Origin of the sequence: Cryobacterium sp. 10S3 (genome assembly GCF_034344045.1) — a bacterium.
GTDB lineage: Bacteria > Actinomycetota > Actinomycetes > Actinomycetales > Microbacteriaceae > Cryobacterium > Cryobacterium glucosi.
This window is the reverse complement of record NZ_CP133773.1, coordinates 1,111,605-1,126,158: the sequence shown is the minus strand read 5'-3', so window position 1 is coordinate 1,126,158 and position 14,554 is coordinate 1,111,605. Positions and strand designations below refer to the sequence as shown.

Annotated in this window: 17 protein-coding genes; 8 read left to right on the top strand and 9 right to left on the bottom strand. The window is 66.4% G+C overall.

The window, feature by feature from the left end:
- Window positions 1-25: 25 nt before the first annotated feature.
- The 3 genes from RHM57_RS05210 to RHM57_RS05200 form a co-directional block, all read right to left on the bottom strand.
- Complete coding sequence (locus RHM57_RS05210) at window positions 26-700, bottom strand: ATP-binding protein (protein WP_322140752.1); 675 nt, start codon at window positions 698-700, stop codon at window positions 26-28.
- A gap of 10 nt (window positions 701-710) precedes the next feature.
- Window positions 711-2,006: an MFS transporter gene (locus RHM57_RS05205; RefSeq protein WP_134450249.1), complete on the bottom strand. Its 1,296-nt coding sequence runs from the start codon at window positions 2,004-2,006 to the stop codon at window positions 711-713.
- Between the two features lie 62 nt (window positions 2,007-2,068).
- A complete protein-coding gene (locus tag RHM57_RS05200; RefSeq protein WP_134450248.1) occupies window positions 2,069-2,716 on the bottom strand; it encodes a bifunctional 4-hydroxy-2-oxoglutarate aldolase/2-dehydro-3-deoxy-phosphogluconate aldolase in 648 nt (215 codons plus the stop codon).
- Window positions 2,717-2,807: 91 nt separating this feature from the next.
- On the opposite strand from RHM57_RS05200, the gene RHM57_RS05195 reads away from it, so the two are divergent.
- Entirely contained in the window at window positions 2,808-3,629 is an 822-nt protein-coding gene (locus tag RHM57_RS05195) for a DeoR/GlpR family DNA-binding transcription regulator (protein ID WP_322140751.1), read from the top strand.
- 121 nt (window positions 3,630-3,750) lie between these two features.
- Here the strand turns inward: RHM57_RS05195 and RHM57_RS05190 are convergent, their stop codons facing one another.
- The 4 genes from RHM57_RS05190 to RHM57_RS05175 are packed head-to-tail and all read right to left on the bottom strand — an operon-like array spanning window position 3,751 to window position 7,024.
- Window positions 3,751-4,026: an SHOCT domain-containing protein gene (locus tag RHM57_RS05190; protein ID WP_322136069.1), complete on the bottom strand. Its 276-nt coding sequence runs from the start codon at window positions 4,024-4,026 to the stop codon at window positions 3,751-3,753.
- Between the two features lie 14 nt (window positions 4,027-4,040).
- A complete protein-coding gene (locus tag RHM57_RS05185) occupies window positions 4,041-6,344 on the bottom strand; it encodes a heavy metal translocating P-type ATPase (RefSeq protein WP_322140750.1) in 2,304 nt (767 codons plus the stop codon).
- Entirely contained in the window at window positions 6,341-6,586 is a 246-nt protein-coding gene (locus tag RHM57_RS05180; protein ID WP_134450244.1) for a heavy-metal-associated domain-containing protein, read from the bottom strand. Before RHM57_RS05180 ends, RHM57_RS05185 begins: the two co-directional genes overlap by 4 nt.
- A gap of 48 nt (window positions 6,587-6,634) precedes the next feature.
- Complete coding sequence (locus tag RHM57_RS05175) at window positions 6,635-7,024, bottom strand: metal-sensitive transcriptional regulator (protein ID WP_134450243.1); 390 nt, start codon at window positions 7,022-7,024, stop codon at window positions 6,635-6,637.
- A 141-nt stretch (window positions 7,025-7,165) separates the two neighbouring features.
- Here RHM57_RS05175 and RHM57_RS05170 point away from each other — a divergent pair, with 141 nt between their 5' ends.
- Together RHM57_RS05170 and msrA are read left to right on the top strand one after the other, a co-directional pair.
- A complete protein-coding gene (locus RHM57_RS05170; protein WP_134558511.1) occupies window positions 7,166-9,028 on the top strand; it encodes a DEAD/DEAH box helicase in 1,863 nt (620 codons plus the stop codon).
- Window positions 9,029-9,147: 119 nt separating this feature from the next.
- Window positions 9,148-9,660, top strand: a complete 513-nt coding sequence (gene msrA, locus RHM57_RS05165; RefSeq protein WP_134558512.1) for a peptide-methionine (S)-S-oxide reductase MsrA — start codon at window positions 9,148-9,150, stop codon at window positions 9,658-9,660.
- Window positions 9,661-9,761: 101 nt separating this feature from the next.
- Here msrA and RHM57_RS05160 read toward each other — a convergent pair whose 3' ends face one another.
- Entirely contained in the window at window positions 9,762-10,457 is a 696-nt protein-coding gene (locus RHM57_RS05160; RefSeq protein ID WP_322136071.1) for a CoA pyrophosphatase, read from the bottom strand.
- A 128-nt stretch (window positions 10,458-10,585) separates the two neighbouring features.
- On the opposite strand from RHM57_RS05160, the gene RHM57_RS05155 reads away from it, so the two are divergent.
- Window positions 10,586-11,515: a hypothetical protein gene (locus RHM57_RS05155; protein WP_322140749.1), complete on the top strand. Its 930-nt coding sequence runs from the start codon at window positions 10,586-10,588 to the stop codon at window positions 11,513-11,515.
- Window positions 11,516-11,551: 36 nt separating this feature from the next.
- Window positions 11,552-11,848: a PGPGW domain-containing protein gene (locus tag RHM57_RS05150; protein ID WP_134561327.1), complete on the top strand. Its 297-nt coding sequence runs from the start codon at window positions 11,552-11,554 to the stop codon at window positions 11,846-11,848.
- A gap of 19 nt (window positions 11,849-11,867) precedes the next feature.
- Here the strand turns inward: RHM57_RS05150 and RHM57_RS05145 are convergent, their stop codons facing one another.
- Window positions 11,868-12,479 carry a TetR/AcrR family transcriptional regulator gene (locus RHM57_RS05145; protein WP_322136073.1) on the bottom strand — a complete coding sequence of 204 codons (612 nt, stop codon included), beginning with the start codon at window positions 12,477-12,479 and terminating at the stop codon, window positions 11,868-11,870.
- A 211-nt stretch (window positions 12,480-12,690) separates the two neighbouring features.
- Here RHM57_RS05145 and RHM57_RS05140 point away from each other — a divergent pair, with 211 nt between their 5' ends.
- The 3 genes from RHM57_RS05140 to RHM57_RS05130 are packed head-to-tail and all read left to right on the top strand — an operon-like array spanning window position 12,691 to window position 14,533.
- The gene (locus RHM57_RS05140; RefSeq protein WP_134450236.1) at window positions 12,691-13,287 is read left to right on the top strand and encodes a DUF6230 family protein; all 597 of its coding nucleotides are present in this window, start codon (window positions 12,691-12,693) and stop codon (window positions 13,285-13,287) included.
- 32 nt (window positions 13,288-13,319) lie between these two features.
- Window positions 13,320-13,781: a DUF6114 domain-containing protein gene (locus tag RHM57_RS05135; protein ID WP_174774589.1), complete on the top strand. Its 462-nt coding sequence runs from the start codon at window positions 13,320-13,322 to the stop codon at window positions 13,779-13,781.
- Window positions 13,778-14,533: a hypothetical protein gene (locus RHM57_RS05130; protein WP_322136074.1), complete on the top strand. Its 756-nt coding sequence runs from the start codon at window positions 13,778-13,780 to the stop codon at window positions 14,531-14,533. The genes RHM57_RS05135 and RHM57_RS05130 overlap by 4 nt, the downstream gene beginning before the upstream one ends.
- The last annotated feature ends 21 nt before the right edge of the window (window positions 14,534-14,554 follow it).

Below are 14,554 nucleotides of genomic sequence, written 5' to 3'. Positions count from 1 at the left end.
ACACGGCACACCCCGCCTTTGGTCGCTAGAGCCTCGCCATCTCGGCGTCGATGCCCTCGATCACCCGATCGAATTCGGTGGTGTCGATCCCGTCGCCGTTGTTGTTGAACGCCACGTGGTGGGCCGACTTCCAGGCGCAGTCCACGGATTGCGCCTTGGCCCAGAATGCGTCCCAGTTGTGCAACTTCCACTCGTCGCGGTGATAGCCCCGATTGATGAGCCTTTGCCGCATCTCTTCACCGTCCACGTGCACGTGAACGACGATCTTCTCGGCCTCTGGCCAGTAATACCTCGCATGCACTTCGGTGAGGAAGTCTTCGTTCGAAAAGTACTTGCCGAACGGCGCGTCGAGGACCACCGAGTTCCCTAGGGCCAGGTTGTCGCGGCAGAGCTTGAGGATCGTCTCGTACTCCAGCGGCATGATGACCGTCTGGTAGTACTCGTTGTTGTCTCGCTCGTTCTTGTCGAATCCACGCAATTCCAGCAGGAGCTCGGTGAAACCGGTTGTCGCGGTGTCCTTGTCGATGTACGCCGCGTGGTTCTGTCGGGCGATGAATTTGCTCACGCTCGATTTGCCGGAGCCTGCGGGTCCGACGACAAAGAATACTTTGGGCTTCATGGTCTGCAACTGTCTCTTCTTCAGTGAATTGATGTGCTCATCGGCCTGGATTGTGGGGCCCGGCGCTTGGCCGGGCCCCACAGGGCGACGGTCAGGCGGTGATGCGCGGGCGGCGGTCCTTGACGAAGAACCCGTAGGAGAGTGCACCGACCAGCAGCATGATCCCACCGATCACGAATACGAGGGTGTAGTTGCCCCCGGTCGCGTTCAGGATGTAGCCGGTGACGATGGGGGCCAGTGCGGCGCCCAGGAATCCACCGAAGTTCTGGATGGCGCCGAGCGATGCCACCTGGTTCTTCTCTGCGAGGTCGGCGGCCAGCGTCCAGATGACTCCGATGGGGACCTGCGCTGCGAAGTACCCGATACAGAGAAGAGTGATCGCGAGCGGCGTGTTGTCGACGTATGCGACCGGCAGGACCGCGACGGCTGCCAGGAGGGCACCACCGACGATCGGGATCTTGCGCGCCCTGATGGTGGGTATGCCCCTCTTGATGGCCTTTCCTGAGATGATACCGCCGGCCAGGACGCCGATGATGCCGCAGAGGAAGGGCAGCGCGGCGAGCCAGCCGGTCTGGCTGAGGCTGAACCCGCGCGCGGTCTGCAGGTAGCTCGGGAGCCAGGTCAGGTAGACCCAGACCGTGTAGAAGATACCGAAGGCTCCGATGATCATGAACCAGGTGTTGCGGTGCTTGAGAAGGTCGCCCCAACCAACCTGCTTGTCCTTGGGGTGGTTCTCCTCGTGGAGCGCCGCACCCTTGATGCGGATCTCTTCCATTGCCGTCGGGTCACGGTAGATCTTGATCCAGATTGCGGCGACCACGATGCCGAGTGCGCCGACCATCACGAACATGCCTCGCCAGCTCATCGTCAGGAGCAGGAACGTCAGCAGCGGCGGCGCGATCGCGTTGGCGATCTGCGAGCCGGTATTCACAATCGACACGGGAAGGGCGCGCTCGGTTTTGTTGAACCAGCGGTCGGAGACCTTCAGTCCCGACGTGAAGAACGGGGATTCCGAGATGCCCAGGGCCATTCGCATCACGTAGATGAACGTGAACGAGTTCGCCAGGGCAGTGGCCATGGATACAACCGACCAGGCGATCGCCGCCCATGCGTACATGCGCTTCGGACCGAACTTATCGACGAGGTAGCCGGCAGGCAGGTTCGCAATGGCATACGGCCACGCGAATGCGGAGAGCAGAAGTCCCATTTCGATGGCGTTCAGGTGGAACTCCGCAGCGATAGTGGTGTTCGCGATGCTGAGCGTGCCCCGGTCGAGGTAATTGACGATGCCACCGAGAACGAGCAGGGCGATGAAGAACCAGCGGATCTTGACGCTTTTCGGTTCTACCAGTGCGGATGAATCAGCCTCCATAGACAACTTGGTCATGGGGTTCACTCCTTTGTGATCTGACCAACGATTATCGTCGGCCTTCTTGGTGATTGAGGGGGTTACTTGCGGGCTTCGCTGATCGCGGCAAGGAAGGTTTCGGCGGCGCTGGTGACCTTCGAGTAGTCGCCATCGGCCTGGGCGGCTTTCGTCACGAAGCTCCCGACGCCCACTGCGGTGACACCAGCGTCGAACCAGGCCTTGACGTTGTCCTTGGTGACTCCGCCGGCAGGCAGTATGGGTGCCTGAGGCAGAGGCGCAAGGATCGTTTGCACATATTGAGGTCCGGCGATCTCGGCAGGGAAGAGTTTGACGATGTCTGCGCCGGCCTCGAGAGTGTCGAGGATCTCAGTCGGGGTGAACGCGCCACTGATCGTCACCGCCTGATATCGATTGGCGAGGGCGATCATCTTCGGGTTGAGCTGTGGGCTCACCAGGAACTGGGCACCGGCGGAAATGGACGCGTATGCGGACTCGGCGTCGATCACGGTTCCGGCACCGATTGCCACGCCCTGGTGCGCGTACTTCGCCGACAGTCTCTCGATTACTCCCAGGGCTCCGGGCACCGAAAGTGTGATCTCGAGTGCGCGGAATCCGCCTGCGATGGCGGCCTCCGATACTGCGAACGCTTCCTCGGCATCATTGAGGCGCACGATGAGGACGGCGCCGGTCTGGACGATGGCTTCTAAAGTTGCATATTTCTTTAACATTGTTTAACAGAGTACCCCAAATGTGCAAACGTGTGACACATATGTGAAATTAAGTTAAGCTGAGGGGTGTACCCACCAGAAAGGCAGGACCATGAGCGCCTCTCTTATGCCACTGATCCCCGAGCAGCGCCAACAGGAGATACTTCGCGTTCTGCGCGCCCAGGGTGTTCTCGGTATCCGAAACCTCACCGACCTCCTGAATGTGTCGCACATGACTGTGCGCCGGGACATTGCCGCCCTGGAGGAGAGCGGCCTCGTCACATCGGTGCAGGGAGGTGTGCGTCTCGCCGATTGGACAAGCAGAGAGCCGCCGCGCGAGCGAGTTTCTCGCGCGCAATTGGAACTCCCCCGGAAACAGGCCGTCGCCGAACTCGGCGCCGGTTTCGTCGAGGATGGAATGGTCATCTTCCTGGACGCCGGTACGACCTGCCAATCCATTGTCCCGTTCCTCCGGGAGCGCAAGAACGTGACCGTCGTGACAAATGACTTCTACGTCGTGACCAGTTTGTTCGACTACCCCAATATCGAGACGATCCACACCGGTGGCCTCGTCGATGCCTCCAGCGGCTCGAGTTGCGGGCGTCTGGCCGCCCAGACGCTCTCCTCGATCAACCTCGACCTGTTCTTCCTGAGTACGGGAACGTGGAGCCTTCCCCGCGGCGTCACTACTCCCTCGCTCGACAAGGTCGAGATCAAGTTGGCGGCTCTCAAGGCCGCGTCGGCGTGTTTCCTGCTGGCCGACAGCACCAAGTTCTGCACTGTCTCGAAGTTCCTGGTCGCCCCGCTCGAAAGGCTCGATGCGATCGTCACCGACGAGGAGCTTCCGGTCGACGCTCAGGATCAGATCAGAGGCCTGGGCGTCAATCTCCACCTTGCATCCGTTGAGCACTCGCTTTCAGCAGCGCAAGACTGACGCTGGGCTCCTGACCGCCGAGGTCAGCACGAAGGACGACCCTAAAGTTGGGCGCGCCCGAAACGGCGGCTTAGGTCTGCCGAAACGGGCGCGGCGGCGGCGAAGCCTGAGCCTGAGTCGACTACTCCCCGAGCACCTGCACGCGGTGCCGGTACTCCTCGGCGTCGAGTTCGCCGCGCGCGAAGCGCTCGTCCAGAAGGAGGCGTGCTGCGCTGCGTCTGGTCGAAACCGGCCCGGAAGGGACGTTGCCCTGCGGCCCTTCCGCACGGGTCCCGCTCCCGCTGCTGAAGACCCGGATGGTCACGATGGTGAGCAGGACTACGCCCAGGATCAGGACCAGCCCGACCGGCCACACCCACCACATGAATCCCATGCCGTACCCGTTGCCCCACATCATTCTGTTCTCCTTCGTTATACCGTCACGCTACTCGCCATACCCGTGGGGGTACGAGGGGCAGCGGCCGGCAGGGTCAGTCCGCGGAAACCGCGGAGGCGGAGGCTGTTGCTCACCACGAAGACCGAGGACAGCGCCATTGCGGCGCCGGCGATCAGGGGGTTGAGCAGGCCGAGCATGGCGAGCGGGATCGCGGCCACGTTGTAGGCGAAGGCCCAGAACAGGTTCGCCTTGATCGTGGCGAGCGTGCGCCGGGACAGCCGGATGGCATCCGCTGCCGCGACGAGGTCGCTCCGGATGAGGGTGAGGTCGCTCGCCTCGATCGCGACGTCGGTGCCGGTGCCCATGGCGATGCCGAGGTCGGCGGTGGCGAGCGCGACGGCGTCGTTCACGCCGTCGCCGACCATGGCAACGACCCGTCCCTCGGCTTGCAGGGCGCGGATGGCCTCGGCCTTTTCGGCGGGGAGCACGCCGGCGCGCACGTCGTCGATGCCGACGAGGGTGCCTACGTTCCGGGCAACGGTGTCGTTGTCCCCTGTCAGGAGCACCGGGGTGAGGCCGAGGCGGCGGAATTCGGCGATTGCGGCGGCGCTCGTGTCCTTGACGGCGTCGGCGACGGTGAGGATGCCGCGGGCCACTCCGTCCCAGGCCACGGCGACCGGGGTCTCGCCTCTGTCCTCGCCAGCGGCGAGCGCCGCCTCGAGGTCGGGCGTGAAGACGATGCCCCACTGCTCGGTGAGCCAACGCGGCCGGCCGACGGCGACGAGGCGACCGTCGACGACGGCCTGTACTCCGAGGCCGTCCGCGGAGGCGAACGATTCGGCCGCCGGGAGGGTACCGACCCGTTCCCTCGCCCCGGTCACGATGGACTTCGCGATCGGATGCTCGGACCCGGCCTCTGCGGCCCCGGCGAACCGGAGCAGTTCGGCGGCCTCGAGCCCTGAGGCGGGGACGGCCTGAACCAGGGACATCCGCCCGGTGGTCACGGTGCCGGTCTTGTCGAGCACGATGGTGTCGACGCGCCGGGTGGATTCGAGCACCTGCGGGCCCTTGATCAGGATGCCGAGCTGTGCGCCGCGGCCGGTGCCGACCAGCAGTGCCGTCGGTGTGGCCAGCCCGAGCGCGCAGGGGCAGGCGATGATGAGTGTCGCGACGGCGGCGGTGAAGGCGACGACGGGGGTTGCACCGACCAGAAGCCAGACCGCGAGGGTCGCGAGGGAGAGACCGAGGACGATCGGCACGAACACCCCGGAGACCCGGTCGGCGAGGCGCTGCACGTCGGCCTTTCCGGTCTGGGCCTGCTCGACGAGGCGCCCGAGCTGGGCGAGTTCGGTGTCTGCGCCGATCCGGGTGGCCCGGACCACGAGCCGTCCGCCCGAGTTGAGGGTCGCCCCGACGACGACGGCGCCCGGACCGACTTCGACCGGCACGGCTTCGCCGGTGAGCATGCTCGCGTCGATGGCGGACACGCCCTCGACCACGACGCCATCCGTGGAGATCTTCTCGCCGGGCCGCACCACGAACTGGTCGCCGACGACGAGGGATGATGTGGGCACGATGACCTCGACGCCGTCACGGAGCACGGCGGTCTCCTTGGCGCCCAGTTCGAGGAGGGCGGTGAGCGCCGCCCCGGACTGCTTCTTCGCGCGCGCCTCGAAGTACCGGCCCGCGAGGAGGAAGACCGTGACCGCGGATGCGACCTCGAGGTAGATCTCGTTCGCTCCGCCGCCGGCCTGGGCGGTGAGGCTGAACGTCATCCGCATGCCCGGCATGCCGGCGGTGCCGAAGAAGAGCGCGTAGAGCGACCAGCCGAGTGAGGCGATGATGCCCATGCTGATCAGGGTGTCCATGGTCGTCGCGCCGTGCCGGAGGTTCATCCACATGGCGCGGTGGAAGGGCCAGGCGCCCCAGACGGCGACGGGCGCCGCGAGGGTCAGGGCGAGCCACTGCCAGTTGGTGAACTGCAGGGCGGGAATCATCGACATCGCGGCGACGGGGATCGCGAGCGCCGTCGACACGAGGAGGCGGTGACGCAGGCTCGCCACCTCGAGCTCCTGCGCCGTGGGAGCGGGTGCGCTGCCAGAGGTCCCGGCGGTCGGCTCCGGCGGGCGCGGGCGCTCTGCGGTATAACCGGTGTCCTCGATCACGGCGATGGCCTGGTCGACGGTGGTGCCCTCTGGCAGGGAGACGCTCGCCTTTTCGGTGGCGTAGTTGACGGATGCCTCGACTCCCGGCATCCGGTTCAGCTTCTTCTCGATGCGGGTCGCGCAGGAGGCACACGTCATCCCGCCCACGAGAAGGTCGACGCGTTCGGTGGTCATCGTGACTCAGCGACCAGTTCGTAACCCGCTTCGTCGACGGCGGCTGCGACGGCAGCACGGTCGACTGGGGCGCCGGTTACCGTCAGGACGGACGTGCCGCCCGGAACGAGGGTGATCGCGACGTTCTCGGGGCCGGCGAGCTTGCCGACCTCCTTCGTCACGGCCGCTACACAGTGCGCGCAGGTCATCCCCGTCACCTGGTATTCGCTGATGCCGAGGTCGTTTTCCGTCTGTCCGATCATGGAATGCACTTCTTTCTGGTTCCTTGTAGTGAATGGGTGAGCCGTGGCTCAGGACCGCACGAGCCGTGCGATGGCGTCGAAGGCCTCTTTGACCTTGGCGTCGGCCTCGTCGCCGCCCTTGACGGCGGCCTCGACCACGCAGTGGCTGAGGTGGTCGTTGAGCAGGCCGAGAGCGACCGCCTGCAGGGCGCTCGTCATCGCCGACACCTGGGTGAGGATGTCGATGCAGTACTTGTCGTCTGCGACCATGCCCTGCAGACCGCGGGCCTGGCCCTCGATCCGGCGGAGCCGTTTCAGGTAGGCGTCCTTGTTGGACATGTAGCCATGCGGACCGCTGTGCGGGTCTGCACTCGCTTCGGCGGCGATCGTTGCGGTCGCACCTGCTGCGGTCGCACCGACCGCGGTCGCACCGACCTCCGTAGAACTGATATCCGTCATCGCGCTGTCCTCCTCGTCGGATCCTTATACCCCCCTATGGTACACCCGATACCCCCCTATGGTACATATTCGGCCCGATTCGTCCCGATGGCCCGGTCTCCCTAATAGGGGGGTGAGCTTCGACCGACTACCTTTGATAACATGACGCCTCCTGATACAACAGCGCCGAGCGAGGCAGCAACTGCCCTCGTCGCGAAGACCTTCTCCGAGCTCGGCCTGACCGATGCCGTGCTCAAAGCCCTCAAGGACGTCGGGTACGAAACTCCCTCGGCCATCCAGGCCGCGACCATTCCCCCCTTGCTCGCCGGCCGCGACGTCGTCGGCCTCGCCCAGACCGGGACCGGAAAGACGGCAGCGTTCGCGCTGCCGATCCTGTCCCGCCTCGACATGGCGCAGAAGAACCCGCAGGCCCTCGTCCTCTCCCCCACCCGCGAGCTCGCACTCCAGGTCTGCGAGGCCTTCGAAAGCTACGCCTCGCACATGCGCGGCGTGCACGTCCTCCCCGTTTACGGCGGACAGGGTTATGGCGTCCAGCTCTCCGCGCTCCGTCGCGGCGTCCACGTTGTCGTCGGTACTCCCGGTCGCATCATGGACCACCTCGCCAAGGGAACCCTCGACCTGTCCGAGCTGAAGTACCTCGTGCTCGACGAGGCCGACGAGATGCTCAAGATGGGCTTCGCCGAAGACGTCGAGACGATCCTCGCCGACACCCCGGAAGACAAGCAGGTCGCGCTGTTCTCTGCGACCATGCCCGCGTCCATCCGGCGCATCGCCAAGAAGTACCTGCACGACGCCGAAGAGATCACGGTCAAGACCAAGACCACGACCTCGGCGAACACGACCCAGCGTTACCTGATGGTCTCGTACCCGCAGAAGGTCGACGCGCTCACCCGCATCCTCGAGGTGGAGAACTTCGAGGGCATGATCGTCTTCACCCGCACCAAGAACGAGACAGAGACCCTCGCCGAGAAGCTTCGCGCGCGCGGCTACTCGGCGAGCGCCATCAACGGTGACGTCGTGCAGGCTCAGCGTGAACGCACGGTCGAGCAGCTGAAGTCGGGCAAGCTCGACATCCTCGTCGCAACGGATGTCGCCGCTCGCGGCCTCGACGTCGAGCGCATCAGCCACGTCATCAACTACGACATCCCGATCGACACCGAGTCCTACGTGCACCGCATCGGCCGCACCGGCCGCGCCGGGCGGAGCGGTGCCGCGATCAGCTTCGTCACACCCCGTGAGCGTCACCTGCTCAACGCCATCGAGAAGGCAACCCGCCAGCCGCTCACCCAGATGCAGCTGCCGAGTGTCGAGGACGTCAACATCACCCGCCTGGCGCGCTTCGACGACGCGATCACCGAGGCGCTGGGCCAGACCGCCCGCGTCGACCGGTTCCGCGACATCATCGCCCACTACGTCGAGCAGTACGACGTGCCGGAGGCCGACGTCGCCGCAGCTCTCGCGGTCGTCGCCCAGGGTGAGACCCCGCTGCTCCTCTCCGAGCAGGATGCCCGCAACCAGCGTCGCGACGAACGCGAACGCAACGAACGCGAACGCTCCGAGCGCAACGACAGCGGCAGCTATGCGCCCCGCAACGATCGCAACAACCGCGACAGCCGTGGCGGACGCGACGACCGTGGCGGACGCGACGATCGCTGGGACCGCGACGACCGCCCGCGCAAGAGCGAGCGCCCCGAACCGCGCCCCCGCGACAGCACCATCCCGCTCGTCTCCTACCGGATCGAGGTCGGCAAGCGCCAGAAGGTCGAGCCGCGCCAGATCGTCGGCGCGATCGCGAACGAGGGCGGCCTGAGCCGCGAGGACTTCGGGCACATCCAGATCAACCCGGACTACTCGCTCGTCGAGCTGCCAGAGAACCTGTCCCAGGACGTCCTCGATCGTCTCGTGGGAACCCGGATCAGCGGCAAGCTCATCGAGATCCAGCCGGACAACAGCGGCCCGGTGCGCCGCGAGGACCGCGCCCCGCGCCACCCCCGCCGCGACTAGCGCTCGGAGGCCGTCGGCGCGGTGATGGAACATCTGCGACACGAGCGGTGTTCTATCCACTGACCCGCGGGCGACGTGAGAACGCAGCCGGCGGTCACCCCAACGTATGTGGAGGAATCATGAGTACAGAACAAGCGATCCTGGCCGGAGGGTGTTTCTGGGGAGCGCAGCAGTTGCTGCGCCGGCGCCCCGGCATCATCTCCTCGCGGGTCGGCTACTCGGGAGGCGACACCCCGAACGCGACCTATCGTCATCACGGTGACCACGCCGAATCCGTCGAGATCGTCTTCGATCCCGCGGTGATCAGCTACCGCGAGCTGCTGGAGTTCTTCTTCCAGATCCACGACCCGTCGACGAAGAACCGGCAGGGCAACGACGTCGGTCGCAGCTATCGCTCGGCCATCTACTACACGACGCCCGAGCAGGAACGGGTCGCCCGCGACACGATCGCGGACGTCGACGCCTCCGGCCTGTGGCCGGGCAAGGTCGTCACCGAGGTCGAGCCTGCTGGCGATTTCTGGGAAGCCGAAGACGAGCACCAGGACTACCTGGAGAAGTACCCCGCCGGGTACACCTGCCACTATGTCCGGCCGGGCTGGCGCCTGCCCGCCCGCACGGAGACATCCGTCTAAGAACTGCACTCGCGGCCCCGGTGATCTGATCGCCGGGGCCGCGCTCGTCTCAGGCACCTCCCGTCCACTGCCGGGGTCGGGAGCGGCCCACACCTCTGCGGCTACAGGTCCGGCCGAACGGTCCGGCCGAGGTCCCACGGCTCGGCCCAGCTGAGCTCATCGAACATCCGCGACAGCACGATCGCCGTGAACCCCCAGATCAGCCGGCCGCCGACGGTGAAGGCCGGCGAACGGTACGCGGCTCCCCCGACGGTGTGAGCCGTGCTCACCCGGTTGGCGGGGTCGAGCAGGTCTGCGACGGGCACCCGGAAGACGTCGACCGTCTCCAGGTGATCGACGGCTGCCACCTCCGACTCGCGCGTCCACCAGGCCGGCACCGGGGTCACGAGGTGGTTGCTCACCGGCACGGGCAGTGCCGGAAGGGTGCCGAGCGGCTCGAGGCCCTCCGGGTCGAGGCCGGTCTCCTCGACGGCCTCCCGCAGAGCGGCCGCGATCGGGCCGGCATCGGAGGCTTCGAGCCGTCCGCCCGGGAAGGCGATCTGCCCCGGGTGGCTCCCGAGCGTTGCAGCACGACGCAGCAGCAACACGTCGAGGTCCCGTGGGACCTGCGCTCGCGCGCGTCCCTGCACCGGTGACTGGGCAGGCGAAGAGTCGAGCACCCCGAAGAGGACGAGCACCGCAGCGTGCCTTGCCTGCGCCGCATCCGGCAGGGAACGCGTCACCCCGGTGTGCCAGTCCAGGCCGCGCTCGCACAGAGCCGCGAGCTGCGCCCGGGGATCGTCCGTTACGTCGAGCATGACCCCAGCCTAGAGAATCGCGACGAAGGTCCTCCAAGGTGACACAACGGATGCCCCCGCCTCAATCCGCTGAACACGATGCAATATCCAATGCTAAGTTGTTGTGCATCGCGAGTGCTGGGGGCCGCATGTCATCCGATACTGTCTTTGTCTGGGTCTGCGTCGCTGTGGGCTGGCTGATGATCCTGGGCTCACTACTCGTCACGCGGACCCGAGGGGCGCAGGACCGGCGCTTTCTGCAGTTCTGGCACACCACCGGTTTGCCGATCGGCACTGAACGGATGGCGGCCACCGTCCGCCGCCGGATTCGCACCTCAGGAACCGTCGTCCTCGTCGGTGCGCTGACCGGTCTGCTCGCGGCATCCGTGATCCTCCTTCTGCGACCGGAACTCGCCTCGCCCCCGTTCGTCTGGCTGGTCGCCCTGCCGGCGACCCTGATAGGAGCGTCCACACTCGACCTGGGTCTCACCGTTCGACAGTCGCGATTCCTGCCCTCCATGAATGGCACTCGACCGGATCGGTCGCCCGCGGTCGTTCTCGCCGATTACGTCAGCCCTGGACGGTTGCGCGCGGCCCCCTTGCTGGTGATCGTCGCGGCCGTTCTCGCGGGCACAGCCCTCTGGCTGGGGTCCGTCGGCGTTCTCGATCTCGCCGTCTTCCTGCAGAGCGCCGCGCTTCCGGTTCTTGCCGTTGCGGGCTCCAGCCTCGAGGCCGGCAGGTTCGCATCACGGCGGATCCTCCGCCAGGCCCAGTCGGCGGGTACCGACCTCGAGCAGGCCTGGGACGACGCCTTCCGCGCCGAGACCTTGCGCAGCGCGAGCATGTTTCAGACCATGATCGCGTGGCTGGCCGTTGGAGCCGTCGGCCTGGGAATCCTCAACGGCTGGGACGCGGGGACGGGAACGACCTGGAGCACCGGACTCGGGTCCCAGCTCTTCACCTGGGGCTATCTCGCGACGATCATCTGGTTCGGTCACAGCAGTGCAACCGGGTACTCTCGCGGGCGCCTCTGGCCGAATATCGTCCAACCGGGCCCCCCGGCAGACCAGACGGCCTAACCTCCCCAGCCCAACCGGGTCGGCTACACTCGCGGCATGCCGGTCAGAACCGTAGCCCACTCCGCCCGCGACCTCATCGGCCGCAACCGCACCGTCGACCGCGTCTACCGCACCTCCGTCGGTGTCATCGGCGGGGGAACCGTCGTGCTGGGTATCGTGCTCATCCCTCTCCCCGGGCCCGGCGCGTTGATCAGCCTCGGCGGCCTCGCGCTGCTCGGCACCGAGTTCGACGGCGCGAAGAAGGTCAGCCGCCGGGCAAACGACCTCGCCAGGCGGGGTGCCTCCAAGGTCTCACAGCTGCGTCAGGACCGCAGGGACGCCCGCCAGGACTGACCGGAATCCGCGACGAACGTCACTCGCGAGCGATCGTGCCCTGCGGGTCAACGGATACCGCGATCGCCGTGACGCTCCGCTCCAGGAACGACACGATCTCCTCTGAGGGCATCTCGGTGTCGAGCGCGAGGTCGACGAGGATGTCCTCGGCGAATCCGACCCAGGAGCGCAGGGCGAGACGAAGCAACTCCGAGTCCGCGACTCCGAGTTCCAGGAAGACCGTGATCACGCGATCGGCCTGGGCCGCCCGTGCTTCTTCCAGCACCTCGCGCACCTCGGTGTCGCCGCTCGCGACACCGCGCACGAGGGAGAAGAATGTCCCGCGGTACTCGCGGACAAAACCGACGATCCGCGTCAGGGTGTCGCGGAGTCGTTCGAGGGGCGGCAGTTCCGGGGCAGGCTCTGTGGCGTCCAGCATGGCGTCGCGGGCTGTGCGCACCACTTCACGGTGCAGGCCCTTCTTCGAGGTGAAGTAGTGGAACAGCAATCCGCGGGAAACGCCGGCCCGCGCGGAGAGGTAGTCGATGGTGAGGGATTCCAGCGGCTGGTCCGCGAGGGACTTCACTCCGAGCGCGACCAGCTGGGCCCGGCGCTCGTCCGGAGTCAGCCGCGTTCGCCGCTCCGTTTCCATGGTTAGAGCATATCCGCGTTCGGCAGCGGGCCGTCCACGGCACCCCCGAACCGGGCACTCCCACGCGAGTGCCCGGTTAGCAGATCGCAAAAAGCGTTGCCAAACCGTGATGTTTCGCAAATCCGGCTATTAGTACACTCGTCAACAGCGCTTATTGGTTGGCGAGTCAATAACGACCTGCCGGACTGTTTGCCCAGATCAAGGAGGATCTATGAAGTTCACCAAGCTCACCGGCACCCACGCCGGACGGATCGTGCTCGCTGCGGTTCCCGTGGCCCTGCTGTCCACCGTCCTCATGGCGGGGGTGGCCAACGGCGCCGTCCCCGTCTCGTTCGCCGTGTCGGGAGGCCAGTTCAAGATCAGCGCTTCCCAGCTCGATGGGACGGGCTTCTCTCAGTACGGAGGCGTCGCCCAGGAAGGCAAGACCGGCACGTACCACCCCGTCGCGATCGCGAACATCGCGACCGCGAGTCTGGCCGACCTGTGCCAGTCCGTGGTCGCCGTGACCCCGCTCGGCAAGGTCGGCCTGCTCATCGGTGCGGGCGGCGGCGGCAAGCCGGCCACCGCGACCGACCTGCAGATCGGCATGACCGACCTCAAGGGTGACGCGACCTTCGGCAACATCCGCATCGGCGTGGACGCCGCCGCGGTGAAGACGGCGGCCAAGGGCACCACGGGCGACTTCGCCCAGGACGCCGACACGATCAAGGTCGCCGGGCTTCAGCAGACGGCATGGAGCACCCAGGCCTCGGTGTTCACCCTGAACGGCATGCACCTGCAGCTGACCAACGGAACTGAGTGCTTCTAATCGAAGCACCCCGTCACCACGGAGGAGACCGGATGAAAACCAGCACGTGGGCCACATTCACTGCCTGGTGCCGTCAGAGACCGTTCGTCGGTGGCATCCTCGTCGTGCTGGCCGGAGTGGAGATGTTCTTCTCCGGCCAGCTCGACGTCGGCACGATCCACGTGCAGGTCGGGATCGAAGGCATGCAGGCGATGATCATCCCGATCATCGTGGTGCTGCTCGGTATCCTCGCGATCGCGATGCCCACGCACCGGATCTTTTACGGGGTGATCACACTGGTGTTCTCGATCTATTCGCTGGTCGGCGTCAACCTCGGCGGATTCTTCATCGGGATGGTCCTGAGCGCGATCGGCGGCATTCTGGTCGTCGCCTGGATGCCGAAGCCGGCCAGGGCGGGAACCGCCGTCGAGCTGTTTGCGAGCCCGGTCGAGGAGCCCGACATCCAGTTGGGTGAGCTCTTCGAAGAACGCTCGCGTCCGCGGCGTGCCCTGTGATGCGCGACCGCGGGCGCACCCGCGATCTGCGACCGCGCGTCGTCGGCGTCTGGCTCGTGCTGTCGCTGTCGGCGATCGGGGCGGCAGCGATGCCGTCGCCGGGTCAGGCCGTGCCGTGCGATTTGCTCCTCGTGGACTGCGGCGTCCCGACGCCGACGCCGAGCACGACCGCTGACCCAACCGTGGCGGATGCGACCCCCAGCACCGTCCCGACAGCTCCGGTCGATCCGGCTCCCGTCGTTGCCCCGATCCCGGTCCCCACCACCGGTCCGACCGTGGGCGTCACGGCTCCGGGCCCGAACACCCCGGCCGCGGCGGCGGTTGTCGCCGTGGCAGACCCGAATGCACCCGTGTTCGGCAACCCGGCGGCTCAACTCGGCGCATCCTCGATGACCATCACCGGGCTCGCCTCAGTGACGGTCGTGACCGTGTCGCACGCCGACGGCACCACCGTGCCCGCGCTCAGGATCGTGGCCGATGACATTGTTCTGACGGACGCCGTCATCGACGTGCGGTCGACATCCGGCTCCGGCCTCGTGACGAGCTCCCCGCGGATGGAATTGCACGGCAACGTGCAGGTCTACCTGGACTCGATCACCACGACCCTGCCCGACGGAACCAGCGTCAGCTTCGGAGCGGCCACTCCCCCGCCGGGCGGGCTACCGTCGACACTCGGCTCCGTGACACTCGGGCTCGTCGGGACCCTTGCGGATTCCATCGGCTACAGCCAGGTGCACCAGAGCGTGAGCTGACCGCATGGCAGGACGCGGGGC

Excerpts from the sequence above, each read along its gene's own strand:
- RHM57_RS05205 (WP_134450249.1), bottom strand. The coding sequence starts at position 2,006 with ATGACCAAGTTGTCTATGGAGGCTGATTCATCCGCACTGGTAGAACCG.
- RHM57_RS05200 (WP_134450248.1), bottom strand. The coding sequence starts at position 2,716 with ATGTTAAAGAAATATGCAACTTTAGAAGCCATCGTCCAGACCGGCGCC.
- RHM57_RS05195 (WP_322140751.1), top strand. The coding sequence starts at position 2,808 with ATGAGCGCCTCTCTTATGCCACTGATCCCCGAGCAGCGCCAACAGGAG.
- RHM57_RS05190 (WP_322136069.1), bottom strand. The coding sequence starts at position 4,026 with ATGATGTGGGGCAACGGGTACGGCATGGGATTCATGTGGTGGGTGTGG.
- RHM57_RS05185 (WP_322140750.1), bottom strand. The coding sequence starts at position 6,344 with ATGACCACCGAACGCGTCGACCTTCTCGTGGGCGGGATGACGTGTGCC.
- RHM57_RS05180 (WP_134450244.1), bottom strand. The coding sequence starts at position 6,586 with ATGATCGGACAGACGGAAAACGACCTCGGCATCAGCGAATACCAGGTG.
- RHM57_RS05175 (WP_134450243.1), bottom strand. The coding sequence starts at position 7,024 with ATGACGGATATCAGTTCTACGGAGGTCGGTGCGACCGCGGTCGGTGCG.
- RHM57_RS05170 (WP_134558511.1), top strand. The coding sequence starts at position 7,166 with ATGACGCCTCCTGATACAACAGCGCCGAGCGAGGCAGCAACTGCCCTC.
- msrA (WP_134558512.1), top strand. The coding sequence starts at position 9,148 with ATGAGTACAGAACAAGCGATCCTGGCCGGAGGGTGTTTCTGGGGAGCG.
- RHM57_RS05160 (WP_322136071.1), bottom strand. The coding sequence starts at position 10,457 with ATGCTCGACGTAACGGACGATCCCCGGGCGCAGCTCGCGGCTCTGTGC.
- RHM57_RS05155 (WP_322140749.1), top strand. The coding sequence starts at position 10,586 with ATGTCATCCGATACTGTCTTTGTCTGGGTCTGCGTCGCTGTGGGCTGG.
- RHM57_RS05150 (WP_134561327.1), top strand. The coding sequence starts at position 11,552 with ATGCCGGTCAGAACCGTAGCCCACTCCGCCCGCGACCTCATCGGCCGC.
- RHM57_RS05145 (WP_322136073.1), bottom strand. The coding sequence starts at position 12,479 with ATGGAAACGGAGCGGCGAACGCGGCTGACTCCGGACGAGCGCCGGGCC.
- RHM57_RS05140 (WP_134450236.1), top strand. The coding sequence starts at position 12,691 with ATGAAGTTCACCAAGCTCACCGGCACCCACGCCGGACGGATCGTGCTC.
- RHM57_RS05135 (WP_174774589.1), top strand. The coding sequence starts at position 13,320 with ATGAAAACCAGCACGTGGGCCACATTCACTGCCTGGTGCCGTCAGAGA.